Source organism: Marinovum sp. (genome assembly GCF_034669705.1).
GTDB lineage: Bacteria > Pseudomonadota > Alphaproteobacteria > Rhodobacterales > Rhodobacteraceae > Marinovum.
The window spans coordinates 73343-98651 of the sequence record NZ_JAXMOR010000008.1; the positions used below are offsets into that span (position 1 = coordinate 73343).

A 25309-nucleotide genomic window follows, 5' to 3' on the forward strand; every position below is an offset into this window, starting at 1 on the left:
ACGGGACAAGGAGTTCGCGATGCGCATTGTCCATGTGGTGACCCGGCTGCTCCGGGCCGGGTCCGAAGAGAACACCTTGGCCTGCTGCCGTTGGCAGGCCGGGGCCGGCCACGAGGTGGTTCTGGTGCATGGCGCCGCGGCCGATCCGCAGGTGATGCGGGCCTGTCCGGCCGGGGTGCGGCTGGTGGCGTTGCCAGAGCTGGTGCACCCGATCCGTCCGCTGGCCGATGCGCGGGCCTTGGCGGCGCTGCGGCGGCTCTATCTGAGGCTGCGGCCCGACGTGATCCACACCCATCAGAGCAAGGCTGGCGTACTGGGCCGCCTGGCCGCGGATGTGGTGCCGCGGGCGCGGATTATTCACGGCGTGCACCTGCTGCCCTGGGCCCATGTCAGCCCGTTGCGCCGGCAGATGTACCTCGTGGCAGAGCGGTCGGTGGCGCCGCGAACCGACGCCTTCCTCGCGGTCAGCGAGGCGCTCTGCACGGCCTATGTGTCGGCAGGGATCGCGCCGCGTGAGCGGCTGCATTGCGTCCGCTCCGGCATGGATCTCGCGCGGTTCCGCGGGGCCGGTCCGCCGCGCGACTGGCCGGCGCTGCTGCGTGTGCCGCCGGGGGCGCCGCGGCCGCCGGTGGCGGTGATGCTGGCGGCGCTCGAGCCGCGCAAACGCCATGTCGCCTTCCTCAGGGCTTTCGCGGCGGTGCGGCGCTTGATGCCGGAAATGCGGCTGCTGCTCGCCGGGGCCGGCCCGGAGGAGGTGCGCATCCGCCACGAGGTGGCGCGGCTTGGGCTGTCCAACCGGGTCACGCTCTGCGGCCACCGCGCCGACCCCGAGGCGCTGTTGGCGCTGGCCGACCTGTCGATCCTGACCTCGGAGCGCGAGGGCCTGCCGCGAGTGGCGGTGCAATCAATAGCGGCGGGTGTGCCGGTGCTGGTCAATGACCTGCCGGGCATCGGCGAGGTGGTGCGCGCGGGGGTCAACGGCTCGATCCTGCCGCCACGCGACGCCGGCGCCGTGGCCCGCGAGATGAGTCGCCTCTCGACCGATCCACAGCGCCTGGCGCGGTTGCGACAGGGAGCCGGAGCGAGCGATCTTGGCGCCTGGGCGCTGGAGTGGCTGGGGCCCGAGACCACGGCGCTATACGGTCCGGCCCAGACGCGAGCGGCGGCATGAGCCTGGCGATCAACGCCCGTTTCCTCGGCCAGTCCCTGTCGGGCGTGCAGCGCTTTGGCCGCGAGATCGTGGCAACGCTCGACGAGCGGCTGGCAGATGACGCGGCGCTGCGGGCGCAACTCGGTCAGGTGATCGCCTACGCGCCCGAAGGGGTCGCGGACCCGGGGTGGCGCGCGATCGAGCTGCGCCACCTGCCGGGCCGGCGAGGACACGTCTGGGAACAGACCAAACTGCGTCGCGCGGTGCGGGGCAAGGCGTTGTTTTCACCCGGAAATGCGGGGCCGTTGCTGCACCGCCGGCAGGTGCTGGTGCTGCATGACGCCAACCTCTGGGTCATCCCCGAGGCCTATGACTGGCGCTACGCCGCGCTGCACCGGGCGATGCGGCCGCATCTTGCCCGGCGGGCGGCGGAACTGGTGACTGTCAGCCGCTATTCGGCGCAGCAGCTGAGCCGGGTGCTGGGGGTCGCCGAGGCGCGATTCGCAGTGGTTCCGAATGCCGCGGATCACGTGCTGCGCAGTGCTGCCGCGCCTGAGGTGCTGCGCCGGCACGGGCTGCGCCCTGGCGGCTACCTGCTCTGCGTCGGCAACCACTCACCCAACAAGAACATCGCGCCTCTGGTCGCGGCCCATGCACTGACCGGCGACCTGCCGCCCCTGGTGGTGGTCGGCGGCGCGGCGCCGGGGTTGGTCCCGGCGCGACCGGGCGCGGTGATCGCGCCGGGGCGGGTGTCTGACGGGGCGCTGCGGGCGCTTTATGAGAACGCCACCGGCTTCGTCTTTCCCTCGCTGCACGAGGGGTTCGGCATCCCCCCGCTCGAGGCGATGGCGCTCGGGTGCCCGGTGCTCGCCGCTCGCGCCGGCGCCCTGCCAGAGGTTCTGGGGTCAGCGGCACTCTGGTGTGACCCGGGTTCGCCGGCAGACATGGCGCGCGGCATGCGGGCGCTGGCGCAGATGGGGCCGGCCGCACGCGCGGCGCGGATTGCCGCCGGGCGGAAGCGGGCAGAGGGCTATCGCTGGGAGCGGAGCCTTGATCTGCTTCTCCCGGTCCTGTTGCGCGCGGGCGCGGGGCAGGGGGGGCGGCCAGGCGCGCGGGCCAGGCTGCGGCGAACCGGCTGAGCGCGGTGCTTTTCGTCGGTTCACCGGCCGGTCGGCGCCAGTACCAGCCCCGCGGTCCGCCAGATCAGCCACAGGTCCAGCGGCAGGCTCTGCTCGGTCCGATAGCGCCGGTCCAGCGCAACGCGCTTGCGATAGCACCCGTCCAACCGGCCTTCGACCTGCCAAAGCCCGGTCACGCCCGGCTTCTGCGCCAGATAGGACAGGCGGTCGTCTGCGTAATAGGCAAGTTCACCAGCGGTGATCGGGCGCGGCCCGACAAGCGACATCTCGCCCCGCAACACGTTCCAGATCTGCGGCAGCTCATCGAGCGAGAGCCGGCGCAGGTGACGGCCGAGCCGGGTGACCCGCGGGTCACGGCGCAGCTTGAAGCCGCGGGCCCATTCGCGCGCGGCCAGCGGGTCGTCGGCCAGCGCCTGTGCCAGCTGCGCATCGGCGTCCGGCGCCATGGTGCGCAGCTTCCAGCAGGGAAAGCTGCGACCGTGGCGGCCGATCCTGCGATGGGCAAAGAACCCCGGCCCGCCGTCGCAGCGGATCGCCAGCCAAAGCAGGGCAATCACCGGTACCAGCAGGGGAAGCAGCAGCACTGCGAGGCCGAGGTCGAGGCAGCGTTTGCCAAATCCGGTATAAAGCCCGCGGCCGGGGCGCAGGGTGAGGGGCAGATCGGTGGTGACTTGCGTCATGGCGGGCCTCAAAGGTCGGTCCCACCCAGCCTTTGGTTAACGCCGATTAACCCCGATGCCGGTTAACAGCAGGTAAACGATAATTGACTAAAATCAAACGGATACGTTAACCGTGCGGTAACCTTTTCTGGCCAGTCTGGGACTGCCTCAGGTGCTTTCGAAGCTGACGTCGCCCGGCGTGACGCGGGCAACGGTGAGTCTGCCGGTGGCATAGGCTCCGGTATCGATGGCAATCCGGCCTTCGGTGGCGCTGGCCTGATCGACGATGGTGTGCCCATGCACCACCCAGTGTCCGTCGCGGCGCGGCGTGGTCAGGAAATCGCGGTGGCCCCAGGTCAGCGTGCGATGGTCCTGCTGGTCAAGCGGCAGAGCCGGGTCTGCCCCGGCATGAACGACGGTGACATTGCCGCTCTGGTGCATCAGCGGCAGCATCCGCATCCAGTCGATCAGCGCCGGCCCCATGGCGCGGCGCAGCGCGTCGGCGGCAATCTTGAGGTCGATGCCATTGGTGGTCTGGGTGATGCCGGTGACGCCGAAGCTCGCCAGGGTCTGCAGCCCGCCATTGCGGATCCAGCGCGCGCCCTTTTCCTGCGGCGCGTCGAGAAAGCCCAGAAGCATATCCTCGTGGTTGCCGCGCAGTGCGATGATGTCGGGCCGCGCCTGCAACCGGCGCAGCACGCCGGCACCATCCTCGCCGCGATCGATGTAATCGCCGACGCAGACCACGGGCAGATCGTCCGGCAGATCCGCCAGCACCCGGTCAAGCAGATCGAGCCGCCCATGGATATCGCCCACGGCATAGAATCCCGATTCGGGAGCGACCGGACCAAAGGCGGCCGGCCTGGGCGACCGAAAGGCCGACAGGAGGGTCTTGAGTTTCATTTTTAAATCAGTCGCAGATCTCACCGATCTCTTATGCGCTGTTTTGCGGCGGAATGGAATCGCCGTCACGCGGAATTGTCAGCCGCAACTTGCGCCGTGCGCTGTGGTCAGTGTCAAAATCGCCACATCATCTGGTGAATACGGCCAAAGCTGGGCAAAGGCGGATGTAGCCGGAATGCGGCGCATGTAGTTTGCGGTTGATTATTCAGGGGCAGATGATTTGAGACGCCGGGGTCTAGCGGTATTTGTTTTTCTATTGAGCGGATCGGCCCTGGCCGAGCCCGCGGTGCAAACCGGGTACAACACCTTTGGCACCCCCGGGCTGATCGACATGCCGACCGCCCATGCCATGGACGATGGCGAGCTGGCCTATACCTTCAGCTATTCGCAGAACACCAAGCGCCACACCCTGACGTTTCAGATGACGCCGCGGCTGACCGGCAGCTTCCGCTATTCGCTGCTCAACGATATGGACCCGGGCTCGGGCCCCGACCTCGGCACCTCCGGCAGCTTCCGCTTCGACCGCAGCTTTTCGCTGCAGTATCTGCTGTCGCAAGAGACCGAGAGCTGGCCGGCGGTCTCGATCGGCCTCAATGACTTTCTCGGCACCGGCATCTATCGGTCCGAGCATCTGGTCGCCTCCAAGACGCTGACGCCGCAGCTGCGGGCCACGGGCGGCATCGGCTGGGGCCGGCTCGCAGGCGTTGGCGGGTTTGACAATCCGTTGGGCGTCTTTGGGGACCGTTTCAAGACCCGCGAAGAGCGGGTGGCGAACCAGGGCGGCGAGGTCGAGGCCAGCGAGATCTTCCGGGGCGATGCGGCGTTCTTCGGCGGGTTTGAATACCAGGCGACCGAGAAGCTGAAGTTCAGCGCCGAGTATTCCTCGGACCGCTACACGCTCGAGGATGGCGCGACCTTCGACTACATATCCCCGTTCAATTTCGGCGTCAGCTACCAGGCCCGCAAGAACATCAACCTCAAGGCGCATTATCTCTATGGCTCGGAGGTCGGCGTTCAGCTGACCTATGCGCTCAATCCGAAGAATCCGCCGAATTACAGCGGGCTGGAAAAGGCGCCGCCGCCGGTGGTGCGCCGGTCGGCGGCGGCGCTGGGCTGGGACGAGACGTATCGGATCAGCGCCCAGAACAGCCTGCAGCGACGCGCCGACCAGCTGCTGCGGCAGTACGGCTTGGGGCTGCACGGTCTGACGGTCAGCGGCACCCGGGCGCGGATCGAGATCGACAACCGCAGCTACATGAGCCAGGCGCAGGCCATTGGTCGCGCGGCCCGGGCGATGACCGGCGTGCTGCCGCCGCAGGTCGAGACCTTCGAGGTCATTCCGGTCAAACAGGGCATCGCCGGGGCCGCGGTCACCCTGCGCCGGCGCGATCTCGAGATGCTGGAGTTCGAGCTCGACAACGCCTGGGACAGCTATGCCCGCGCCAAAATCGACAGCGCCACCGATCCGCTGACCCCGATGCCGGGCCGCTACCCCTATTTCGATTATGAGGTCGGTCCCTATTTCGCGACCAGCTTCTTCGACCCCGACAACCCGTTCCGCGCCGATGCCGGGATCGAGGTCTCGGCGCGGTTCGAGCCGGCGCAGGGCGTCGTCTTCCAGGGCGCGGTGCGCAAGAAACTGGTGGGCAACCTGGCCGATTCAACCCGCGACAGCACCTCGGTGCTGCCGCATGTGCGCTCCGACTTCAATCTGTACGAGAAGCACGGCGACCCGGCGCTGACCCATCTGACCGGCGCCTATTACTTCAAGCCCGGCGCCGATCTTTATGGACGCGTCACCGCAGGCTATTTCGAAACGCAGTATGGTGGCGTCTCGACCGAACTGCTGTGGAAGCCGGTCGACAGCCGGATCGCCGCCGGGGTTGAGGTGAATTACGTGCGCCAGCGCGCCTTTGACCAAGGCTTTGAATTCCGCGACTACGAGATCGCCACCGGCCATGCCTCCGTCTATTATGACTTCGGCAATGGCTTCGAGGCGCAGATCGACGCCGGCCGCTATCTTGCCGGCGACTGGGGCGCGACCTTTGCGCTGGATCGCACCTTCAAGAACGGCTGGTCGGTCGGGGCCTTTGCCACGCTCACGGATGTGCCCTTCGACGAGTTCGGCGAAGGCTCCTTTGACAAGGGCATCCGGATCGAGGTTCCGATCGGCTGGGTCAACGGTCAGGCCACGCGCGAGACCTATACCAATGTGATCCGCCCGGTCACCCGCGATGGCGGCGCGCGGGTGCATGTCAACGACCGGCTGTATGAAACGGTGCGTGACACCCATCAACCGGCGCTGGCCGACACCTGGGGGCGGTTCTGGAGATGATACGTGCTGTTCTGATCCTTGGCCTTATTGCCCTCGCCGCCTGTTCGCGCCCGGCGCCCGACCCGCGCAGCCAGATCACCCGCGCCCAGCTCGAGACGGTGACCACGCCGCTGCTCTTGGCCGAGCTCACGGGGCTTGGCACCGCTGCCGGGGTCACCCCGGTCTCGGCCAATGGCGATGTCACCACCTGGCAGACCGGCGATGGCGTCTCGCTGAGCTTCCGCTCTGGCGTGGTGGTCGCCACCCGCGGTCTGGGGCAGGATGTGCTTTCGGCCGATGTCGAGAACACGCTGGCCGCCCTGCGCGGCGCCCGCGAGGGCTATTACACCCGCTTCCACAGCTTCATGGACGGCGAGCATCAGACCGGGTTCCGCAGCTTCCAATGCCGGGTCACCGCCCGCGCGGCCGAGCGGATTACCATCTTTGATCATGTCCATGCGACGACACGGGTCGACGAGACCTGCCTGTCGCCGGGGGTGCAGGTGGACAACAGCTATTGGCTGGGCGGCGGGATCATGTGGAAATCGAAACAATGGGTCGGCCCCGTCACCGGGTACCTGCTGACCGAGCGCCTCGTGCGCTGAGTGAATTCCGAGGGGGATCAGACGTGAAGATGTTGCGGAACTTGGGAATGGTCGCGGGCCTTCTGGCGCTTGCCGCCTGTGGCGTGACCTATACCAGCCCGACGGTCAAGACCCAGGCCGCCGGCGCCAAGGTGCGGGTGGTGGCGCTGAGCACCCAGAGCGTGCTGCTGGCCAACCGCGAAGCCTATGTGCCGCGCTCGCTGCCGGAGGTGTTCTACATCGGCACCGGCGGCGGATCGGTCAATCCGGGCGCGGCGATCCCGCCGGCGCCCTATGTGCCCAACGAGGTGCGCCAGAGCCTGACCCTGCGTCTGCCCTCCGATCCGCCGGTCGAACCCTATCGCATCGGCGTCGGCGACGTGGTGCTGCTGTCGACCAACGGCTCGGCCAGCACGATCGAGGAACTGTCGGGCATCCTCGCGGTGCAGAACCAGCGGCAGGGCTTTACCGTGCGCGAGGACGGGGCGATCTCGATCCCCAATATCGGCGCGGTCTCGATTGCCGGGATGACGCTGGAAGAGGCCGAGGCGCGGCTGTTCCGGGCGCTGGTGGAAAACCAGGTCGACCCGGATTTCTCGCTCGAGATCTCGCAGTTCAACTCCAAGAAGATCGTCGTCGGCGGTGCCGTGGCCAATCCCACCATCGTGCCGGTGACGCTGAACACCCCCAACCTCGGCCAGGTGCTCACCGCCTCGGGCGGCCTCGCGCTGCAGGACGAGGAATTTGCCTCGATCCGGCTTTACCGCGACGGCACGCTTTACCAGATCCCGATCCGCGACTTCTATAACCGGCCCGAGCTGCAGCGCACCCGGCTGGTGGATGGCGATGCGATCTATGTCGACACCTCCTATGATCTCGACCGGGCGCTGACCTTCTATCAGCAAAAGATCAACGTGCTGAACCTGCGCAACCAGGCCCGCGCCCAGGCGCTGTCGGAACTCTCGACCCAAGTCGGGCTGCGCCGCGCCGCGCTTGACGAGCAGCGCAGCAATTTCGAGGCCCGCGCCCAGCTCGGTGCCGAGAAGCGCGACTATGTCTACCTCGCCGGCGAGGTGAACAAGCAGAGCCGCTTTGCCCTGCCTTATGGCCAGCAGGCCAACCTCGCCGATGTGCTCTATGACAACGGCGGCTTCAGCACCCAGACCGGCAACCCGGCGCATATCTACGTGCTGCGCGCCTCGTCGAACCCGGCCGAATTCGGTGCGGTCACCGCCTGGCATCTCAACGCCGGCAATGCCGCCAACATCACCATCGCCACCCAGATGGAGATGCGCCCGAACGACGTGGTCTTTATCGAGGAACAGCCGATCACCAAGTGGAACCGCGCTCTGAGCCAGTTCTTCCCGCCGCTGATCAGCATCGCCACCTCGGCCGTCACGCAATAGGCCGCGACCGCCCCCTGTCTCTCGGGGGGCGGCCGCCCGGTTTTTCGCCTGCAGCCGGCGCGCCGGGCTGCTATCTCTGGGCGCAGGATGCAGGACCAACCGAGATATCTCGCCGGGATCGACGGCGGCGGCAGCGGCTGTCGCGCGGCGATTGCCGATGCTGCGGGGCGTGTCCTCGGCCGCGGTGCCGCGGGGCCCGCCAATGTGACCAGCGACAGCGCGCAGGCGGTGGCCAACGCCAATACGGCACTGGCCCAGGCGGTCATGGCCGCCGGTCTCGACGCAGGGGCGCTGGCGCAGACGGCGCTTCATGCCGGGCTGGCCGGGGTGCTGGATGACGCGATGGCGGCGGAGGTGGCGGCGCGTCTGCCGACCGGCCTGACCCGGGTAAGCGATGACCGGAGGACCACAGCGCTCGGCGCGCTCGGATCCCGGGCGGGCGTGCTGGCGGCCATCGGCACCGGCTCGACCCTCGCCGCGGTGCGCGACGGCGGGGTCAAGACCCTCGGTGGCTGGGGGCTGATCCTCGGCGATCAAGCCTCCGGCGCCTGGTTGGGCCGGGGTCTCTGCGCGGTGGCGCTGCTCTGCGTCGACCGGCTGCAAGACCATAGCCCGCTGACCGAAACCTTGCTGGCCGAGCATGACACCGATCCCGGCCGCCTGGTCCGCTTTGCCGCCGCGGCCACGCCGGCCGATTTCGCCGCACTCGCGCCGCGGGTGGTGCGCGCCGCGGCCACCGGCGACGCGCAGGCCAGGTCCTTGATGCAGGCCGGCGCGGACTACCTCGCGCAGGCCTTCAAGGTGCTGCGACTGGGCGGCGCGGATGTGCTCTGCCTGACCGGCGGTCTGGGGCCGCACTACGCCGACTATCTGCCGGCCGGGGTTCAGGCGCGGATTGCACCGCCCGAGGGCGATGCCCTGGACGGCGCCCTGCGGCTGGCGGCACGGATCGCACAGGAGGCCAGCAGATGACCGACCCGAGGATGGCAGCCTATCACGGCGCCGCGATCTTTGACGGCACAAGGCTGCACCACGACAAGACACTGCTGGTCGGCGAGGGGGTTTGCCGCGGCATCCTCGACCGGCCGCCGGAGGGGGCGGAGGTCATCGGGCTCCGCGGCGGGGTGATCACGCCGGGCTTTGTCGATCTGCAGGTCAACGGCGGCGGCGGCGTGATGTTCAACGACCAGACCACGCCCGAGGCCATCGCCACCATCGCCGCCGCCCATGCCACCACCGGCACCGCCGCGCTGCTGCCGACGCTGATCACCGACACCCCTGACCGCACCCGCGCCGCCATCGCGGCCACCGAGGCGGCAATCGACCGCGGTGTGCCCGGCGTGCTGGGGCTGCATCTTGAAGGGCCGCACCTGTCGCTGGCCCGCAAGGGCGCGCATGATCCGGCCCTGATCCGGTCGATGGCGCCCGAGGATGAGGCGCTGCTGATCGCGGCGGCGGCGCGGCTGCCCAACCTGATGGTGACCGTGGCGCCGGAAAGCGTGCGCCCGGAGCAGATCGCCAGGCTCGTCCGGGCCGGGGTGATCGTCTCGCTGGGCCACAGCGACTGCAGCTATGAGACCGCGCGCGCCTGTTTCGCCGCCGGCGCAAGCGCCGCCACCCACCTGTTCAACGCCATGAGCCCGCTCACCAGCCGCGCGCCCGGGCTGGTCGGTGCGGCGCTGGACTGCGGGGTCTCGGCTGGGCTGATCGCCGATGGGATCCACGTGCACCCGGCGACGATCCGCGCCGCTCTGGCGGCGAAACGCGGGGCAGGGGGGCTGTTCCTGGTGACGGATGCCATGTCGACAGTCGGCTCGGAGATCACCGAGTTCACCCTCAACGCCCGCCGTATCCTGCGCTGCGAGGGCCGGCTGACGCTGTCAGATGGCACGCTCGCCGGCGCCGATCTGACGATGCCGCGCGCCCTGCAGGTCATGATGCAACAGGTCGGGCTCGATCTCGCCCAGGCGCTGGCCATGGCGACAGCACGTCCCGCGGCCCTGCTGCGCGACCCCCTGGGCCACGGCCAGATCCGCCCCGGCCAAAAGCTCCACGCCCTCCACTACGATCCCGAAACCGGCGCCACCCGGGGTCTCGCCGGCGGCTGAGCCACCCCGCCCATGCGTCTTCTGGCCAAAAATACCCCCGGGGGAGGCCGCAGGCCGGGGGCAGCGCCCCCAACCTCCCGCGCGGTCAGGCGCGTCAGCCCTGCTGATACCGGTCGAGCGCCGCTTCTACCCCGTCGCTCCAGATCAGCTCGAGCCACCGGCCGAAAGCCTCCGAAAACCGCGCATCATCGGCCAGATCGCCGTAATACTGCCGCTGCTCGAGCCAGGCCTGCGGATCGTCCTTGGCGGCCAGCGCCGCGGCGTTCAGCTGATCCCAATCGGGGTCGTTGGGCTCGATGGTGCTGCCGTCTTCGCGGCTGCCGGCACACATCCGGCACCACAGCGCCTGGCTCAGCGCGAGCCCGTCGACCGCAGTGCCGGCGGCCAGTGCGTCGCGGACCACCGGCAGCAGGAAGCCGGTCTGCCGCGACGAGCCGTCAAAGGCCACCCGGCGCACGGTGTCGCGGATCCTGGGGTTGGAAAAGCGCCGGTCGACCAGGTCGACATAGCCCTGAGGGGTCATGCCCGGCACCTCTTTCACATGCGGCGCGATCTCGTCGAGCGAGACCTTGCGCAGCAGCGCCTTGACGCCGGCATGCGACATCGCCCCGGCGATGGTGTCGATGCCCAGCACCTCGGCCGGCGTCGCGATCACCTGATGGCCGGCGTTGAGCAGCCGCAGCTTCATCGCCTCGAAGTCTTCGACGCTGTGCGACAGCGTCGCCCCGGCCTCTTCCCAGGCCGGGCGGCCGGCGCAGAAATCATCCTCGATCACCCATTGGCGGAAATTCTCGTGCGTCACCGGCACCTGATCGTCGACGCCCAGCTCCTGTACCAGCTTCAGCTCGTTCGGCCCGGTGGCCGGCACGATGCAGTCGACCATCGATTCCGGAAAGCTGGAGTTCGCCTCGATCCAGTCCGCCAACGCGCCATCCATCTGCCGTGCCAGCCCGGTCACCACCTGGCGCAGGATCGAGCCGTTGCCGGGAAGGTTGTCGCAGCTCTGGCAGGTAAAGGCGCCATGGCCGGCGTCGCGCCGTTGCCGCAGGGCCGCGACCATCGCGCCGAAGGCGGTCTTGGGCGCTTCGGGGTTGGCGATGTCATGCTGGATGTCGGGATGCGAGGGATCGAACTTCTTGGTCGCCGGGTCGAGGAAATAGCCGCCCTCGGTGACCGTCAGCGCCACGATGCGGATTGCCGGATCGGCCATCTTGGCGATCAGCGGGCCGTTGCCCTCCTCGATCGGGATGTAATCGATCATCGAGCCCACCACCTCGGCCGAGGAACCGGCCGGGTCGAGCTCGATCAGCGTGGTCAGGTAATCCTGCGCCGCCATCTTCTGCCGCATCGCCTCGTCATAGGCGCGCACGCCGGCGCCGACAATGGCCCAGTCCTGCGCCTGGCCGGCCTGCATCAGCCGGTGCAGGTACCAGGCCTGATGCGCGCGGTGGAAATTGCCGAGCCCGATGTGCACGATGCCGGGGGTCAGTTTCGACCGGTCGTAGGTCGGGCGCTCGATGGTGTCGGGCAGATCGGTCAAAGTGGCGTTGGACAGTTTCATAGCTGCGTCCCTTTCACGGTCAGCTCATCCATTGGCCGCCGTCGACGTTATAGGTTTGCGATACGATGTAATTGGCCTCCTCCGAGGCCAGAAACACCGCCATTCCAGTCAGGTCCGCGGGCACCGCAAAGCGGCCCGCGGGCACCCCGGCTGCCACCTCGGCCTTCTTCTGGCCGGGCTTCTTGCCTTCGAGCCGGGCGAACATGGAATCCACGTGCTCCCAGTGTTCGCCGTCCACCACGCCGGGGGCAATGGCGTTGACGTTGATGCCGTGCCGGATCAGGTTCAGCCCGGCCGACTGGGTGATCGAGATCACCGCCGCCTTGGTCGAGCAATAGACCAGCACCAGCGATTCGCCGCGCCGCCCGGCCTGTGAGGCCATGTTGATGATCTTGCCGCCATGGCCTTGCGCGATCATCTGTTTCGCCGCGGCCTGCAGGGTGAAGAGCGTGCCCGCGACATTGACCGCGTAAAGCCGGTCATAGCTGTCGCGGGTGATGTCGACCGTTTCCGCCGCATCAAAGAGCGCAGCGTTGTTCACGAGGATGTCCAGCTTTCCCTGAGTCTTCACGACCTCGCCGATGGCGCTGTCGATGCTCTCCTGCCGCGTGACGTCGAGGTGCAGGGCATAGGCCCGGTCCCCGATCTCCTTGGCGGCTGCGCGGGCGGCGTCGAGGTTGATGTCCCCGATCGCCACCGTTGCGCCCTCGTTCACATAAGCGCGGGCAAATTCCTTGCCGATGCCGCGGGCAGCGCCCGTGATCAGCGCGGATTTGCCGGCCAGTCGCATCAGTCCACCCGCAGGCCGTCCACGCCGAACTTGTGGATGTGCTGCGCCTGCGGTGTCAGGTAGACGGTGTCGCCATGGCGCACGTCCACCTCGCCGCCGGCCCGCACGGTCAGCGGATCGCAGCCCGGGATGCCGTGGATGTGGATGAAGGTGTCGGAGCCCAGGTGCTCGGCCACGCCGACGGTGCCTTTCCACGCGCCATCCGAGGTCGAGACGTCGATATGCTCGGGCCGGATGCCGATGGTGTGGACATTGTGCTCGGAGGCCAGCTGGCCCTCGATCAGGTTCATCTTGGGCGAGCCGATGAAGCCGGCGACGAACTTGTTGCGCGGCGCGCGGTAAAGCTCGAGCGGCGAGCCCACCTGCTCGATCACGCCGGCCTGAAGCACCACGATCTTGTCGGCCATGGTCATGGCTTCGACCTGGTCGTGAGTCACATAGATCATCGTGGTCTCGAGACGCTTGTGCATCTCGGAGATTTCCAGCCGCATCCCGACCCGCAGCGCCGCGTCGAGGTTCGACAGCGGTTCGTCGAACAGGAACGCCGAGGGCTCGCGCACGATGGCCCGGCCGATGGCGACCCGCTGGCGCTGACCGCCAGAGAGCTGGCCGGGGCGCCGGTCGAGGTAGTCGGTGAGGTTCAGCGCCTTGGCGGCGGCCTCGATGCGCCGGTTCTGCTCGGCCTCGTCCATGCCCGCCATCTTCATCGGAAAGGCGATGTTCTTGCGCACCGACATGTGCGGATAGAGCGCGTAGGATTGGAACACCATCGCCAAGCCGCGTTTCGAGGGCGGCAGGTTGGTGGCGTCCTGGCCGTCGATGGTGATCTTGCCGCTGGTGATGTCTTCGAGCCCGGCGATCAGCCGCAGCAGGGTGGACTTGCCGCAGCCCGAGGGGCCGACGAAGACGGTGAACTCGCCTTCGTTGATGTTGAGGTCCAAGGGCGGGATGACATTCACGTCGCCGAAGCTCTTGGTCACTTGTGTAAGGTTGATTTGTCCCATGATCTCAGGTCCTTATTTCACAGCGCCGAAGGTCAGGCCGCTAACGAGTTGTTTCTGGCTGAACCAGCCGAGGATGAGGATCGGCGCGATGGCCATGGTCGAGGCCGCGCTGAGCTTGGCGTAGAACAGACCCTCGGGGCTCGAGTAGCTGGCGATGAAGGCGGTCAACGGTGCGGCCTTGGCCGCGGTCAGGTTGAGCGTCCAGAAGGCTTCGTTCCAAGCGAGGATGAAGTTCAGCAGCAGGGTCGAGGCAATGCCCGGAACCGCCATCGGCGTCAGGATGTAGATGATCTCACTCTTCAGGCTGGCACCGTCCATCCGACCGGCCTCGAGGATATCCACGGGGATCTCCTTGAAGTAGGTGTAGAGCATCCAGACGATGATCGGCAGGTTGATCAGCATCAGCACGATGACAAGGCCGATACGGGTATCGAGGATGCCGAGGTTGATGAAGATCAGGTAGATCGGATAAAGCACGCCGACCGCCGGAAGCATCTTGGTCGAGAGCATCCACAGCAGGATGTCCTTGGTCCGCTTCGAGGGCACGAAGGCCATCGACCAGGCCGCGGGCACCGCGATGATGATGCCGAGGATGGTCGAGCCACCGGCGATGATGATCGAGTTCCACAGGAAGCGCGCGTAGTTCGAGCGCTCCATGACGGCTTCGTAGTTCTCGAGCGTCCAGTCAAAGGCGAGGAACACCGGGGGATCGGCAATCGCGGTGGCTTCGGTCTTGAAGCTGGTGAGGATGGTCCAGAGGATCGGGAAGAAGATCAGCAGACCCACTGCCCAGGCAGCCAGGGTGTTGATCGCCTTGCGTTGATTTGTAACGGCACGTGCCATGGTGTTCTCTCCTCACGCGTCCAGGTTCTTGCCGACGATGCGCATCAGGAAGATGGCAACGATATTGGCGAGAATGATTGCATAGACACCGCCTGCGGAACCGAGGCCGACGTTCTGGCTCTCCAGCACGCGCTGGAAGATCAGGTAGGTCAGGGTCCGGGTGCCGAAGGCGCCGCCGGTGGTCACGAGAATTTCGGCGAAGATCGACAGCAGGAAGATGGTCTCGATCAGGATGACGATGGTGATCGCGCGGCTCAGGTGCGGCAGCACGATGTACCAGAAGCGTTTCAGCACCGGCGCGCCGTCCATTTCCGAGGCTTCCAGCTGCTCGCCGTCGAGCGACTGGATCGCGGTCAGCAGGATCAGCGTCGCGAAGGGCAGCCATTGCCACGACACGATCAGGATGATCGAGAACAGCGAGGCATCCGACAGCCAGACCACCGGATCGGCGCCGAAAAAGCGCCAGAGATGCGCCAGAAGGCCGTTGGTCGGGTCCATGAACATGTTCTTCCAGACCAGCGCCGAGACGGTGGGCATGACAAAGAACGGTGCGATCACGAGGATGCGCACGACGCCTTGGCCCCACATCGGCTGGTTCAGAAGGATGCCCAGCAGGATGCCGAAGCCCACGGTGATGATGAGCGCGCCGCCGACGATGATCAGCGTCGCCTGGATCGAGGGCCAGAAGGCGGAAGAGGAGACGAATCGGACGTAATTGTCGAAACCCGCCCACCCGAGGTCACCGCCGCGCAGTGGAAGATAGGTCTTGAACGAGAAGTAGAGCGTCATGAGCAGCGGTACCAGCATCCAGCCAAGAAGCAGGACGACGGCCGGTGCCATCATGAAACGCGCTGCGGATCGGGAATGCTGGGTCGCCATGACACATATCCTCTATTGTCACGCAAGGTGCATGTAATCTGCGGTTGAAACTAAGAACGTAATAACACGTAATACGAGAACCGGGAGGTGGAAATCCACCCCCCGACCCTGGGAAGAAGCCTTAGCGGTAGCCGGCGGCTTCCATTTCTTCCATCGCGATGTCCTGCGCCTTGGCAAGCGCCTCGTCGACGGTCTGTTGGCCTGCATAGACCGCCGAGAACTCCTGGCTCACCTGACTGGCGAGACCGGCGAATTCCGGGATGGCGACGAACTGGACGCCAACATAGGGCACCGGTTTCTCGGACGGATTGTTGGGATCGGCCATCTTGATCGATTCCAGGGTCATCGCCGCGAAGGGCACTTCCTGGTACTCGGCCGATTCATAGAGCGAGGTCCGCGCACCCGGGGGAACGTTGGCCCAGCCTTCTTTCGCCGCGACGAGCTCGATGTACTCTTTCGAGGTGGCCCATTCGATGAACTCTTTCGCGGCATCCTCGTTGTCGGTGCCGGCAGGGATCGCCAGCGCCCAGGCCCAGAGCCAGTTGGCCCGCTTCTCGTGGCCTTCGGCATTCGGTGCAAGGGCAAAGCCGACCTGGTCGGCGACTTCCGAGTCTTCGGCGTTGGTCACGAAGGAGGCCGCCACGGTGGCGTCGATCCACATGCCGCACTTGCCCTGCTGGAACAGCGAGAGGTTCTCGTTGAAGCCGTTGGTGGCATAGCCGGCGGGGCCGTGGTCGTTCATCAGATCGGTGAAGAACGTCAGCGCCTCTTTCCACTCGGGCTGGTCGAACTGCGGGGTCCACTCTTCGTCGAACCAGCGCGCGCCAAAGGAGTTCGCGGTGACGGTGATGAAGGCACCGCCTTCGCCCCAGCCGGCCTTGCCGCGCAGGCAGATGCCGTTGATGTCATTGGCATCGTCATCCATGGCCGCCGCGGCTTCGCGGATGAATTGCCAGGTCGGCGCGTCGGGCATTTCCAGCCCGGCCTTCTCCATCAGGTCCTTGCGGTACATGATCATCGAGCTTTCGCCATAGAACGGCGCGGCGTAGAGCGTGCCCTCGTGGCTCAGACCGTCGCGCATGGCGGGCAGGATGTCGTCGACATCATATTCCTCCGACAGGTCGTCCAGCGGCACCAGCCAGCCATTGGCACCCCAGATCGGGGTCTCGTACATGCCGATGGTCATGATGTCGAACTGGCCGCCCTTGGCGGTGATGTCGGTGGTCACCCGCTGTCGAAGAACGTTCTCTTCCAGCGTCACCCATTCGACCTCGTGACCGGTCTTTTCGGTAAAGGCGTCGGTATAGCCCTGCATGCGGACCATGTCGCCATTGTTGACCGTTGCGATGGTGATGGTGTCGGCGGTTGCAGCCGCGGCGGTGACAGACACCAGTGCCGACGCTGCAAATAGTGCGTTCGTAAGCTTCATCCAAGTTTCCTCCCATGGTTTTTGGATGTCGGTGACATCTTTTAGCCAGATTCGGGTTTCTGGGTCAATGAAATGTTTACGCGCGTAATGTTTTAGTTTTCCGCAGCGCAGCAAAAACTTGCTGCGCTGCGGCGTCATCAAGCCGAGTCGCGCATCACCAGCCGCCCCTCGAACAGCATCTCGGGGCGCTCTCCGGTCAGCGCGCCCGTTTCGACCACCTTGAACAGTGTCTCGACACTGTTGTCGGCGATGGCGGCGTAATCCTGTGCGATGGTGGTCATCGGCGGGCAGGTGAACTGGGCGAAGGGATGATCGTCCATGCCGGCGACGCGCAGCGCGCAGTCCGGGCCGCGCCCGACCCGCACGCCCTTGGCATAGGCGGCCGAGATCAGGCCGATGGCCAGCCGGTCGTTGCTGCACAGCACGGTGTCGGTGGCAAAGGCGCCGGTCTCCAACAGCGCGCTGGCGCCGTTGAAGCCGATCTGCTCGAAGCTCCAGCCGGTGCCGTCGACCCGCACGATCTCGGGGGTCTGGCCCAGCGCCTCCATCGCCGCGATATAGCCCGCGCGACGCCGGTTGGCGTTGGGGTTGGCCGGGTTCTTCATCTCGAAAAACACCGGCGGCTCGCCGCTACGGCACAGATAATCCACGATCATTCGCAACACCTGCGCGTGGTCGGAGCCCACGAAGGCGGCGCCGGTGTTGTCGAGATAGCTGTCGAACAGCACCGTGGGCACATCGGCGCAAAACCGTTTGATGTGGTCGTGGTCCGAGGTCCGGCCGAGCGCGGCCAGCAACACCCCGGCCGGTTTCAGCAGCCGCAGACTGTCGAGGATGGCGTTTTCCTGCGTCTGTTCGCCATGCGAGCTGAACAGCAGCGGAAAGAACCCGGCGTCGATGCAACGGCGTTCCAGATTGCGGGCGATCTCGGCAAAGAACGGGTCGGCGAGATAGGGGACGACGATGCCGATGTTCTTGGTCAGCCGCCGGTTCTGGTTCATCGCAAAGATGTTGGGACGGTAATCGTAGCGCTCCAGCGCCTCCTCGATTCGCGCTCGGGTCGATTTGCGGACGCTGCTGGGGTCATGGAAATATTTCGACACGGTCGGCCGCGAAATGCCGCTGACCTCGGCGAACTCCTCCATGTTCCTGATCTTGCGCCCCGCCATACGGTCGTCTTTCTATAATCGGTGCGCGGTGCCGGTAACCGGCGTCAAACGACGAAATGGCCCGGTCTGGGCCATTTCTTTGCGCGCGCTAGGAATTTCTTTACGGTATGCCGGAGAAATCTTCCGGTCAAGAAATTACACAAGCGCGCGCGTCAAGTCGGGCCCGAGGGCCGGCCGCTCAGTGCAGCCGTTCAGAGACCAGCTTGATCAGTTTCTTGTGGTCCACGTCGAACTTGCGGATGCCTTCGGCCAGCTTTTCGGTCGCCATCGCGTCGGCATTCAGCTCCCAGCGGAAGGTCGCCTCGTCCATCGTGACCGGCGCGACGCCGCTGGCATTCTCCGGCGAAAGCCGGCGCGGTAGCTCGGCCTCGTCGCGGTCGAGCTCTTCCAGCAGGGCCGGGGCAATGGTCAGGTTATCGCATCCCGCGAGAGCCTTGATCTGGCCGACATTGCGGAACGAGGCGCCCATGACGATGGTGTCGATGCCGTTCGACTTGTAGTAGTCATAGATCGCGCGCACCGATTTGACGCCTGGATCCTCCTCGGGCTTGTAGCTGTCGCGGCCCTCGGACTTCTTGTACCAGTCGGTGATCCGGCCGACGAAGGGCGAGATCAGGTAGGCGCCGGCCTCGGCACAGGCCACCGCCTGCGCCTGGCAGAACAGCAGCGTCAGGTTGCAGTCGATGCCTTCCTTCTGCAGCTGCTCCGCGGCACGGATGCCCTCCCATGTGGAGGCCAGCTTGATCAGGATGCGCTCCTTGCCGATGCCGCGCGCCGCGTAATCCTCGATGATCTCATGCGCGCGCTTGACCGAGGCCTCGGTGTCGAAGGACAGGCAGGCGTCGACCTCGGTGCTGACCCGGCCGGGCACCAGTTCGGTCAGCCGGGCGCCGATGGCAACGGTCAGCTTGTCGGCCACCGCCTCTGCCGAGAGGCCGGCCTTGCGACCGGCGTCGATCTCTTCGCTGACCAGCGCCTCGGAGGCCGGATCGCTCAGCGCGTTCAGCACGAGCGAGGGGTTGGTGGTGCAATCCACCGGCTCCCAGGTCTTTACCGCATCGACATCGCCGGTGTCGGCGACCACGACTGTCATCTTCCTGAGCTGGTCCAATACGCTGGTCATGCTGTCTCTCCTCATGGCTGTTTCGCGCCGGTGGCGCCCTGATCGCTGACCTAGCGCATCTGCCGCCGCGACGGAACGCAGATCTGCACTGCGATGCCTGGCCGCGCGCCTGTGTAAACTTGTCGCGTGTCAATTATGAAACTTTCAGGGTGAAAGGTCGTGGTGGCCGGATTTGGGCCGCAGACTCGCTTGCAGAGGGTGATACGGGCCATGGCAGCGCTATCAACGGGAGGGTCCGCCGCGTGACCGATCATTTATCGAGGTTTCCGATCGCTGTTCCGACCGGCGCTGAGACGGCGGCGCCGAGATGGATGTGACGCCGGAAACCCTGCCCGCCGTGGCGCTTCTGTCCGGCCTGCGAAGCTCACTGCCGACCGGCGCGACCCGCCGCATCGTCGAGATCCTCGGCCGGCGGATTGCCGGCGGCAGCTATGCGCCCGGCACGGTGATCCCGCGCGAGGATGAACTGGCGCAGGCCCTTGGGGTCAGCCGGACCACGGTGCGCGACGCGATCAAGGTGCTGTCCGGCAAGAGCCTGCTGCGCACCGCCCGGCGCTACGGCACGCGGGTGCAGCCGGTGGATGACTGGAACCTGCTCGACCCCGACGTGCTGGCCTGGCACGATCCGGTGCATCCGCGGTTTCGCGCGATTTTTTCCGAGGCGATGGCGCTGCGGCGGATGATCGAACCCGAGGCCGCGGGCCTGGCCGCCCTGCGCGCCAGCGCCGGACAGAGCCGCGCCATTCTCGAGGCGGCGCGCGGCCTTGCAATGACGCGGGGCGCGGTGGTTCAAGGGCTGGCTGCCGACGGACGGTTTCATGCGACGGTGATTGCCGCCACCGGCAACCTGATGCTGCGCCAGCTCAGCCCGACCATCGTGTCGATGCTGCGGATCGCCGGCGAGCAGGGGGCCAGCCGGGTCCGGTTTGACCCCGGGCAGGGCGCGGCGCATCTCGCCGTGGCCGAGGCGATCCGCGACGGGGACGCCTGCGCTGCGCGGGCGCGGATGCGGGCGCTGGCCTATCCCGATCTTGGCGGATCGGACAATTGAGCCATTGGCTTTCACGGCGGTTTGGTGTCAATCTCGGGCGAAAATCGACAAGGATTACAGTTATGAAGCCATTCCTCTTCGCCCTGCCGCCTGCGCTGCTGCTGCTTGCCGCCTGCGACGAAACCACCACCCAGGCGCGCCCGATCGCGGTGATGCCGCTGCCCGAGTCGGTGCGCGAGCTTGCCGCCCCCGGCCAGGATCTCTCGACCGCCTACCTGCGGCGGGAGGATGGCTGCTTCTGGTACCGCTACGATGGCCCCGTCGAGACCACCGATCTGCCGCTGCGTGCCACCGGCGGGGCGCCGATCTGCACCCGCCGCAGTGTCCCGGCAGAGACCCCCGCGGCGAGCTGAGCCCGCAGGGGCGGGGTGTCAGCTGGTGGCTGTGACCCCGTCCTCGGTGGCATAGAGATAGGCGGTCACGCCGGTCGCGACATGCGGGTAGAGGTCGATGATATGGGCCATCACCATCCGCACGCAGCCAGAGCTCGCCCGGCCGCCGATCGATTGCGGTAATGGCGTGCCGTGGATCCGCAGATAGGTGTCGCGGTTGCCGACATAGAGATAGAGCGCGCGGGCGCCGAGCGGATTGTTCGGACCGGGGGGCTGGCCGTCGGCCCATTTCAGATAGCGCTCGGGCTCGCGGGCGATCATCGCCGGCGTCGGCGTCCAGCCCGGCCATTTCGCCTTGCGGCGGATGGTGTAGGTGCCGGGCTCATACAGATCGCCCTTGGCAATCGCCACGCCATAGCGCATCGCGGTGCCGTCGTCGCGGATGTGATAGAGATAGCGCGCCACCGCATCGACATGGATGTCGCCCGGTGTCAGCCCCTCCTTGTGGGCCACGCGGGTCGCCAGCAGCCGCGGATGAATGCCCCAGGGGTTGCTGGTGGCCGGGTCATAGTCCGGCGGCAGCACCTGGGCATCCCAGGCGGCATGTTTGTCCGATTGAGCTTCGGCTGCGAGCGGCGCAGAGAACAGCGCGGCGCTGCTGGTGGCGATGAAATGGCGTCTGGTCAGCATCGGGTCACATCCTTGAATCGGTCACCCTCCTGAATGGCACGGGCGCAAGAGGGAAAGAAGCCACGCGGGGGCGTTTTGCGCGGGGCGGGTCCTGGACGTTACACCTAAGACGCGCGTCCGCGAAGGCAAACCGGGCTGGCGGGCACGGGGAAAACCCGTTTGCGCTTCCCCCGCTTCGGTGTAAAGCAATTGCCTATCAATCTGCCGCAGCCGGGGAGGGCGAGGCATGACGAGAGACCGGCCGAGCGTCCAGGCCCTGCCGCTGTACCTGCAGATCAGCGAGGTGCTGCTGCGCGACATCGCCGCCGGGCGGCTGGTGGAGGGCGAGCGGTTGCCGCCCGAGCGCGACATGGCGCGCCAGCATGGCACCAGCGTGACCACCCTGCGCAAGGCGCTGGCAGAGCTTGAGGGCAAGGGGCTGCTGGAGCGCATCCAGGGGTCTGGCAACTACATCCGCGCCGGTCAGGGCAGGGCGATCCCCGGCGAATACTCGATGTTCCGGCTGGAGCTGCGGGCGGGCGGCGGCCTGCCGACCTCGCGGCTGATCGATGTCGTGCCTCTGACCAAGGATCACGACTGGGGCGCGGCGGCCACGGCCAGCCGGGTGCGCCGGCTGCGGCTGCTCGGCGGCCGGCCGGCGGCGGTCGAGGAGATCTGGCTCGATGCGGATGCCGGGCGGGTCGAGGCGGCGCAGATCTCCGATTCGCTCTATCGCTATTACCGGTTGCGTCTGGGGCTCTGGATCACCCGCGCCGAGGACCGGGTGACGATTGATAGGGTGCCGGACTGGGCGCCCGAGGGCTTTGGCCCGGCGCCAGGGGCGCTGACCGGCTATGTGGAGCGCTACTCCTGGGGGCGCGGGCCGCAGCCGGTGGAGTTTTCGCGCACCTGGTTCGACACCGACGTGGCGCAATACGTGCAGCGCATGACATGAGGAGAGACGGATGACGACGACCCGCTACGGTGTCATCGGATGTGGCATGATGGGCCAGGAGCACCTCCGCAACATCGCGCTTCTGCCAGAGGCCGAGGTCGCGGCGATCTATGAGCCCGACCCGGCGATGGCTGCCGCCGCACAGGCGCTGGTGCCCGGCGCGGTGATGGCCGGCAGCGTCGAGGCGCTGCTCTCGGTGGCCGGGCTCGACTGCCTGCTGATCGCCAGCCCCAACTTCCGCCATGTCGAGCAGATGGAGCGCATCGCCGCCACCAACCCGCTGCCGCTCTTGGTGGAAAAGCCGCTGTTCACCGACCCCGCCCACCAGCCGCGGATCGAGGCGCTGATGGCGCGCTATCCGGCGCCGGTCTGGGTGGCGATGGAATACCGTTACATGCCGCCGATCGCCGCGCTCTTGGCCGAGGTCGAACAGGCCACCGGCGGGGTGCGGATGCTGACGATCCGCGAACATCGGTTCCCCTTCCTGCACAAGGTCGGCGCCTGGAACCGCTTCAACCGCTACACCGGCGGCACCTTTGTCGAGAAATGCTGCCACTTCTTCGACCTGATGCGGCATGTGCTGGGGTCAGAGCCGGTGCGCATCATGGCCTCTGGCGGGCAGGCGGTGAACCACCTGGAAGAGGATTACGAGGGCCAGCGCCCCGACATTGCCGACCATGGCTACGTGATCGTCGAGTTCGCCAGCGGTGCGCGCGCGATGCTCGAGCTTTGCATGTTCGCCGAAGGGTCGCGCTATCAGGAAGAGGTGGTCGCGGTCGGGCCGCGCGGCAAGATCGAGGCGCTGGTGCCCGGGCCGGGGCGGTTCTGGCCGGCTGATCTGGGCCCGCCGCCGGTGCCGCAGCTGATCGTCAGCCCGCGCCAGCCGAAAGGCCCCGAGACCCGCGAGATCCCGGTCGACCCGACGCTCCTTGAGGCCGGCGATCACAATGGCTCGACCTATTTCCAGCATCTCGAGTTCCTGCGCCTGGTGCGCGGCAGCCGGGCGGCGCCGGACGTGAGCCTGCACGACGGGCTGATCTCGGTGCTGATGGGCCAAGCGGCGCAGCAGTCCATGGCCAGTGGCAAGGCGGTCGATCTGGTCCTGCCGGAGGCCAATTGATACACCATTGATGCACGTGGTCCGCTGCGCTAGATTATCGTTACACGCCATCGGAGGCCCGCGCCCATGACCATCGTTCCGGTAACCTCGGGAGATCTCGACGCCGCAGAGGTGTCGTGGTTCGCCGCGCTCTGTGCCGACGATTACCGCTTTCTCGGCCAGCCCGACGGCGATCTGCGTTCGAGCTGGGAGCATTGCTCGACCATCCTGAAAACCGCCGAGCACTACGGATATCGCAACATCCTCTGCCCGTCGTCGTATCAGGTGGGGCAGGACACGCTGAGCTTTGTCGCCGGCTGTGCGCCGATCACCGAGCGGATCAACATGCTGGCCGCGGTGCGCTGTGGCGAGATGCAGCCGATCATGCTGGCCCGCACGCTGGCAACGCTCGATCACATGCTGAAGGGGCGGCTGACGGTCAACATCATCTCGTCCGACTTCCCCGGCCAGCGCGAGGACAGCGCCTACCGCTACCGGCGCAGCCACGAGGTGGTCGAGATCCTCAAGCAGGCCTGGACCCGCGACGAGATCTCCTATGATGGCGAGATCTACAAGTTCGAGGGTGTCAGCACCGACCCCGCCAAACCCTATCAGACCGGCGGCCCGCTGCTCTATTTCGGCGGCTATTCCCCCGATGCGCTCGAACTTTGCGGCAAGCATTGCGACGTCTACCTGATGTGGCCGGAAAAGCAGGACGATCTTGCCGAGCGGATGAAAGCCGTCAACGCGGTGGCCGAACGTCACGGCCGCACGCTGGATTACGGCCTGCGCGTCCACATGATCGTGCGCGAGACCGAGGCCGAGGCGCGTGAGTACGCCGACCACCTGGTCAGCAAGCTCGACGATGAATACGGCCGGCTGATCCGCGAGCGGGCGCATGATTCGATCTCGCTCGGGGTGTCGCACCAGGCCCGCGCCCGCGAGCTGGCCGATCAGTTCGGCTATATCGAGCCCGGCCTCTGGACCGGCATCGGCCGGGCGCGGTCGGGCTGTGGCGCGGCGCTGGTCGGCTCGGTCGACCAGGTGATGACCAAGATCGAGGCGTACAAGAAGATGGGCATCCGCAGCTTCATCTTCTCGGGCTACCCGCATCTCGACGAATGCAAATACTTCGGCGAGTTGGTGATGCCGCATTTGCGCACCTGCTCGCTGCCGCTGGAATATGGCAGGGTGCCCGACAGCACGCCACCGACACCGCTGGGCACGGGAGAAAGACGATGATGGACCGCGTGAGCCTGAGCGGCCTGATGGAGATGTCGCGCATCGTCTATGGCATGTGGCGGGTGGCGGATGACGCCGATACCTCGCCCGCCCATGTGCAGGCCAAGCTTGAGGCTTGTCTCGATCAGGGCATCACCACCATCGACCAGGCCGATATCTACGGCGATTACGGTGCCGAGGCGGTGCTGGGCGGCGCGTTGAAAGCCGCGCCGGGGCTGCGCGACCGGATCGAGATCGTCACCAAATGCGATATCGTCGCGCCGATCGGCAAATACAATGATCGGCGGGTAAAGTACTACGACACCTCGGCCGCGCATCTCACCGCCTCGGTCGAGGCCTCGCTGGCCAACATGGGCACCGATTACGTCGACTTGCTGCTGATCCACCGGCCCGATCCGATGATGGATCACCACGAGACCGGCCGCGCGCTCGATGGCCTCGTGGCTTCCGGCAAGGTGCGGCACGTGGGGGTGTCAAACTTCCGCCTCAACGACTGGACGCTGCTGCAATCGGCGATGACCGTGCCGCTGATCACCAACCAGATCGAGGCCAGCGTGCTCTGTGTCGACCCATTCCTGAACGGCGAGATCCCCTGGATGCAGGAGCGCGGCATTCCCCCGATGGCCTGGTCGCCGCTGGCCGGGGGGCGGCTGTTTTCCGACGACGGCAAGACTATGCGCCGCCTGCTCGAGCGGATCGCCAAAGATCAGGGTGGTGATGTGACGGCGGTGGCCATCGCCTGGCTGCTGGCGCATCCGGCGGGGCTGATCCCGGTGCTGGGTACCAACAACCTCGGGCGCATCCGCGGCCTTGCGCGCGCCACCGAGATCGAGATCGACCGGCAGACCTGGTTCGAGATCCTCACCGCCGCCATGGGAAGGGACGTGCCATGAGCCTGCA

General features: G+C 66.6%; 24 protein-coding genes. 13 read left to right on the forward strand and 11 right to left on the reverse strand.

Annotation, left to right across the window (positions count from 1 at the left end):
• Window positions 1-19: 19 nt before the first annotated feature.
• Window positions 20-1171, forward strand: coding sequence for a glycosyltransferase (locus VOI27_RS07960; protein WP_323764786.1), 1152 nt, complete (start codon window positions 20-22; stop codon window positions 1169-1171).
• Entirely contained in the window at window positions 1168-2289 is a 1122-nt protein-coding gene (locus tag VOI27_RS07965; protein WP_323764787.1) for a glycosyltransferase family 1 protein, read from the forward strand. Before VOI27_RS07960 ends, VOI27_RS07965 begins: the two co-directional genes overlap by 4 nt.
• 20 nt (window positions 2290-2309) lie before the next feature.
• Here the strand turns inward: VOI27_RS07965 and VOI27_RS07970 are convergent, their stop codons facing one another.
• Both VOI27_RS07970 and VOI27_RS07975 read right to left on the reverse strand, forming a co-directional pair.
• The gene (locus VOI27_RS07970; protein WP_323764788.1) at window positions 2310-2969 is read right to left on the reverse strand and encodes a sugar transferase; all 660 of its coding nucleotides are present in this window, start codon (window positions 2967-2969) and stop codon (window positions 2310-2312) included.
• Window positions 2970-3116: 147 nt separating this feature from the next.
• Window positions 3117-3851: a metallophosphoesterase family protein gene (locus VOI27_RS07975; RefSeq protein WP_323764789.1), complete on the reverse strand. Its 735-nt coding sequence runs from the start codon at window positions 3849-3851 to the stop codon at window positions 3117-3119.
• A gap of 286 nt (window positions 3852-4137) precedes the next feature.
• Between VOI27_RS07975 and VOI27_RS07980 the strand changes: the two genes are divergently transcribed.
• From VOI27_RS07980 to nagA, 5 genes are all read left to right on the forward strand, one after another.
• Window positions 4138-6186, forward strand: a complete 2049-nt coding sequence (locus VOI27_RS07980; protein WP_323764790.1) for a YjbH domain-containing protein — start codon at window positions 4138-4140, stop codon at window positions 6184-6186.
• Entirely contained in the window at window positions 6183-6770 is a 588-nt protein-coding gene (locus VOI27_RS07985; protein WP_323764791.1) for a YjbF family lipoprotein, read from the forward strand. Before VOI27_RS07980 ends, VOI27_RS07985 begins: the two co-directional genes overlap by 4 nt.
• A 47-nt stretch (window positions 6771-6817) precedes the next feature.
• Entirely contained in the window at window positions 6818-8155 is a 1338-nt protein-coding gene (locus tag VOI27_RS07990; RefSeq protein ID WP_323764792.1) for a polysaccharide biosynthesis/export family protein, read from the forward strand.
• 87 nt (window positions 8156-8242) lie between these two features.
• Window positions 8243-9127, forward strand: a complete 885-nt coding sequence (locus tag VOI27_RS07995; protein ID WP_323764793.1) for a BadF/BadG/BcrA/BcrD ATPase family protein — start codon at window positions 8243-8245, stop codon at window positions 9125-9127.
• Window positions 9124-10263, forward strand: a complete 1140-nt coding sequence (nagA, locus tag VOI27_RS08000) for an N-acetylglucosamine-6-phosphate deacetylase (RefSeq protein ID WP_323764794.1) — start codon at window positions 9124-9126, stop codon at window positions 10261-10263. Before VOI27_RS07995 ends, nagA begins: the two co-directional genes overlap by 4 nt.
• A gap of 94 nt (window positions 10264-10357) precedes the next feature.
• Here the strand turns inward: nagA and VOI27_RS08005 are convergent, their stop codons facing one another.
• The 8 genes from VOI27_RS08005 to tal form a co-directional block, all read right to left on the reverse strand.
• Window positions 10358-11824: a mannitol dehydrogenase family protein gene (locus VOI27_RS08005; RefSeq protein ID WP_323764795.1), complete on the reverse strand. Its 1467-nt coding sequence runs from the start codon at window positions 11822-11824 to the stop codon at window positions 10358-10360.
• A 19-nt stretch (window positions 11825-11843) separates the two neighbouring features.
• Entirely contained in the window at window positions 11844-12614 is a 771-nt protein-coding gene (locus VOI27_RS08010) for an L-iditol 2-dehydrogenase (RefSeq protein ID WP_323764796.1), read from the reverse strand.
• On the reverse strand, window positions 12614-13618 hold the full coding sequence (locus VOI27_RS08015) for an ABC transporter ATP-binding protein (RefSeq protein WP_323764797.1): 1005 nt from the start codon (window positions 13616-13618) through the stop codon (window positions 12614-12616). The genes VOI27_RS08010 and VOI27_RS08015 overlap by 1 nt, the downstream gene beginning before the upstream one ends.
• Before the next feature lie 12 nt (window positions 13619-13630).
• On the reverse strand, window positions 13631-14461 hold the full coding sequence (locus VOI27_RS08020; RefSeq protein WP_323764798.1) for a carbohydrate ABC transporter permease: 831 nt from the start codon (window positions 14459-14461) through the stop codon (window positions 13631-13633).
• A 12-nt stretch (window positions 14462-14473) separates the two neighbouring features.
• The gene (locus VOI27_RS08025) at window positions 14474-15340 is read right to left on the reverse strand and encodes a sugar ABC transporter permease (protein WP_323764799.1); all 867 of its coding nucleotides are present in this window, start codon (window positions 15338-15340) and stop codon (window positions 14474-14476) included.
• Between the two features lie 121 nt (window positions 15341-15461).
• Window positions 15462-16769, reverse strand: a complete 1308-nt coding sequence (locus tag VOI27_RS08030) for a sugar ABC transporter substrate-binding protein (protein WP_323764800.1) — start codon at window positions 16767-16769, stop codon at window positions 15462-15464.
• 137 nt (window positions 16770-16906) lie between these two features.
• Window positions 16907-17938, reverse strand: coding sequence for a LacI family DNA-binding transcriptional regulator (locus VOI27_RS08035; protein WP_323764801.1), 1032 nt, complete (start codon window positions 17936-17938; stop codon window positions 16907-16909).
• A 178-nt stretch (window positions 17939-18116) separates the two neighbouring features.
• Window positions 18117-19061, reverse strand: coding sequence for a transaldolase (gene tal / locus VOI27_RS08040; protein WP_323764802.1), 945 nt, complete (start codon window positions 19059-19061; stop codon window positions 18117-18119).
• A gap of 307 nt (window positions 19062-19368) precedes the next feature.
• On the opposite strand from tal, the gene VOI27_RS08045 reads away from it, so the two are divergent.
• Entirely contained in the window at window positions 19369-20112 is a 744-nt protein-coding gene (locus VOI27_RS08045; protein ID WP_323764803.1) for a FadR/GntR family transcriptional regulator, read from the forward strand.
• A 62-nt stretch (window positions 20113-20174) separates the two neighbouring features.
• Window positions 20175-20465 (forward strand): hypothetical protein, encoded by a 291-nt coding sequence (locus VOI27_RS08050; RefSeq protein WP_323764804.1) that lies wholly within the window; start codon window positions 20175-20177, stop codon window positions 20463-20465.
• A gap of 18 nt (window positions 20466-20483) precedes the next feature.
• On the opposite strand, the gene VOI27_RS08055 is transcribed toward VOI27_RS08050, so the two are convergent.
• Window positions 20484-21134, reverse strand: a complete 651-nt coding sequence (locus VOI27_RS08055; protein WP_323764805.1) for a L,D-transpeptidase — start codon at window positions 21132-21134, stop codon at window positions 20484-20486.
• A gap of 226 nt (window positions 21135-21360) precedes the next feature.
• On the opposite strand from VOI27_RS08055, the gene VOI27_RS08060 reads away from it, so the two are divergent.
• The 4 genes from VOI27_RS08060 (at window position 21361) to VOI27_RS08075 (ending at window position 25302) form a co-directional block, all read left to right on the forward strand.
• Window positions 21361-22068, forward strand: coding sequence for a GntR family transcriptional regulator (locus VOI27_RS08060; protein ID WP_323764806.1), 708 nt, complete (start codon window positions 21361-21363; stop codon window positions 22066-22068).
• A 10-nt stretch (window positions 22069-22078) separates the two neighbouring features.
• On the forward strand, window positions 22079-23188 hold the full coding sequence (locus tag VOI27_RS08065) for a Gfo/Idh/MocA family oxidoreductase (RefSeq protein WP_323764807.1): 1110 nt from the start codon (window positions 22079-22081) through the stop codon (window positions 23186-23188).
• Window positions 23189-23254: 66 nt separating this feature from the next.
• Entirely contained in the window at window positions 23255-24409 is a 1155-nt protein-coding gene (locus VOI27_RS08070) for an LLM class flavin-dependent oxidoreductase (RefSeq protein ID WP_323764808.1), read from the forward strand.
• Window positions 24409-25302, forward strand: a complete 894-nt coding sequence (locus tag VOI27_RS08075) for an aldo/keto reductase (RefSeq protein ID WP_323764873.1) — start codon at window positions 24409-24411, stop codon at window positions 25300-25302. The genes VOI27_RS08070 and VOI27_RS08075 overlap by 1 nt, the downstream gene beginning before the upstream one ends.
• The last annotated feature ends 7 nt before the right edge of the window (window positions 25303-25309 follow it).

Excerpts from the sequence above, each read along its gene's own strand:
- VOI27_RS08005 (WP_323764795.1), bottom strand. The coding sequence starts at position 11,824 with ATGAAACTGTCCAACGCCACTTTGACCGATCTGCCCGACACCATCGAG.
- VOI27_RS08060 (WP_323764806.1), top strand. The coding sequence starts at position 21,361 with ATGACGAGAGACCGGCCGAGCGTCCAGGCCCTGCCGCTGTACCTGCAG.
- VOI27_RS08020 (WP_323764798.1), bottom strand. The coding sequence starts at position 14,461 with ATGGCACGTGCCGTTACAAATCAACGCAAGGCGATCAACACCCTGGCT.
- VOI27_RS08070 (WP_323764808.1), top strand. The coding sequence starts at position 23,255 with ATGACCATCGTTCCGGTAACCTCGGGAGATCTCGACGCCGCAGAGGTG.
- VOI27_RS08075 (WP_323764873.1), top strand. The coding sequence starts at position 24,409 with ATGGACCGCGTGAGCCTGAGCGGCCTGATGGAGATGTCGCGCATCGTC.
- nagA (WP_323764794.1), top strand. The coding sequence starts at position 9,124 with ATGACCGACCCGAGGATGGCAGCCTATCACGGCGCCGCGATCTTTGAC.
- VOI27_RS08065 (WP_323764807.1), top strand. The coding sequence starts at position 22,079 with ATGACGACGACCCGCTACGGTGTCATCGGATGTGGCATGATGGGCCAG.
- VOI27_RS08055 (WP_323764805.1), bottom strand. The coding sequence starts at position 21,134 with ATGCTGACCAGACGCCATTTCATCGCCACCAGCAGCGCCGCGCTGTTC.
- VOI27_RS08045 (WP_323764803.1), top strand. The coding sequence starts at position 19,369 with ATGGATGTGACGCCGGAAACCCTGCCCGCCGTGGCGCTTCTGTCCGGC.
- VOI27_RS08010 (WP_323764796.1), bottom strand. The coding sequence starts at position 12,614 with ATGCGACTGGCCGGCAAATCCGCGCTGATCACGGGCGCTGCCCGCGGC.
- VOI27_RS08030 (WP_323764800.1), bottom strand. The coding sequence starts at position 16,769 with ATGAAGCTTACGAACGCACTATTTGCAGCGTCGGCACTGGTGTCTGTC.
- VOI27_RS07995 (WP_323764793.1), top strand. The coding sequence starts at position 8,243 with ATGCAGGACCAACCGAGATATCTCGCCGGGATCGACGGCGGCGGCAGC.
- VOI27_RS07965 (WP_323764787.1), top strand. The coding sequence starts at position 1,168 with ATGAGCCTGGCGATCAACGCCCGTTTCCTCGGCCAGTCCCTGTCGGGC.
- VOI27_RS08015 (WP_323764797.1), bottom strand. The coding sequence starts at position 13,618 with ATGGGACAAATCAACCTTACACAAGTGACCAAGAGCTTCGGCGACGTG.
- VOI27_RS07960 (WP_323764786.1), top strand. The coding sequence starts at position 20 with ATGCGCATTGTCCATGTGGTGACCCGGCTGCTCCGGGCCGGGTCCGAA.
- VOI27_RS08025 (WP_323764799.1), bottom strand. The coding sequence starts at position 15,340 with ATGGCGACCCAGCATTCCCGATCCGCAGCGCGTTTCATGATGGCACCG.
- VOI27_RS07990 (WP_323764792.1), top strand. The coding sequence starts at position 6,818 with ATGGTCGCGGGCCTTCTGGCGCTTGCCGCCTGTGGCGTGACCTATACC.
- VOI27_RS07975 (WP_323764789.1), bottom strand. The coding sequence starts at position 3,851 with ATGAAACTCAAGACCCTCCTGTCGGCCTTTCGGTCGCCCAGGCCGGCC.
- VOI27_RS08035 (WP_323764801.1), bottom strand. The coding sequence starts at position 17,938 with ATGGCGGGGCGCAAGATCAGGAACATGGAGGAGTTCGCCGAGGTCAGC.
- VOI27_RS08050 (WP_323764804.1), top strand. The coding sequence starts at position 20,175 with ATGAAGCCATTCCTCTTCGCCCTGCCGCCTGCGCTGCTGCTGCTTGCC.
- tal (WP_323764802.1), bottom strand. The coding sequence starts at position 19,061 with ATGACCAGCGTATTGGACCAGCTCAGGAAGATGACAGTCGTGGTCGCC.
- VOI27_RS07985 (WP_323764791.1), top strand. The coding sequence starts at position 6,183 with ATGATACGTGCTGTTCTGATCCTTGGCCTTATTGCCCTCGCCGCCTGT.
- VOI27_RS07970 (WP_323764788.1), bottom strand. The coding sequence starts at position 2,969 with ATGACGCAAGTCACCACCGATCTGCCCCTCACCCTGCGCCCCGGCCGC.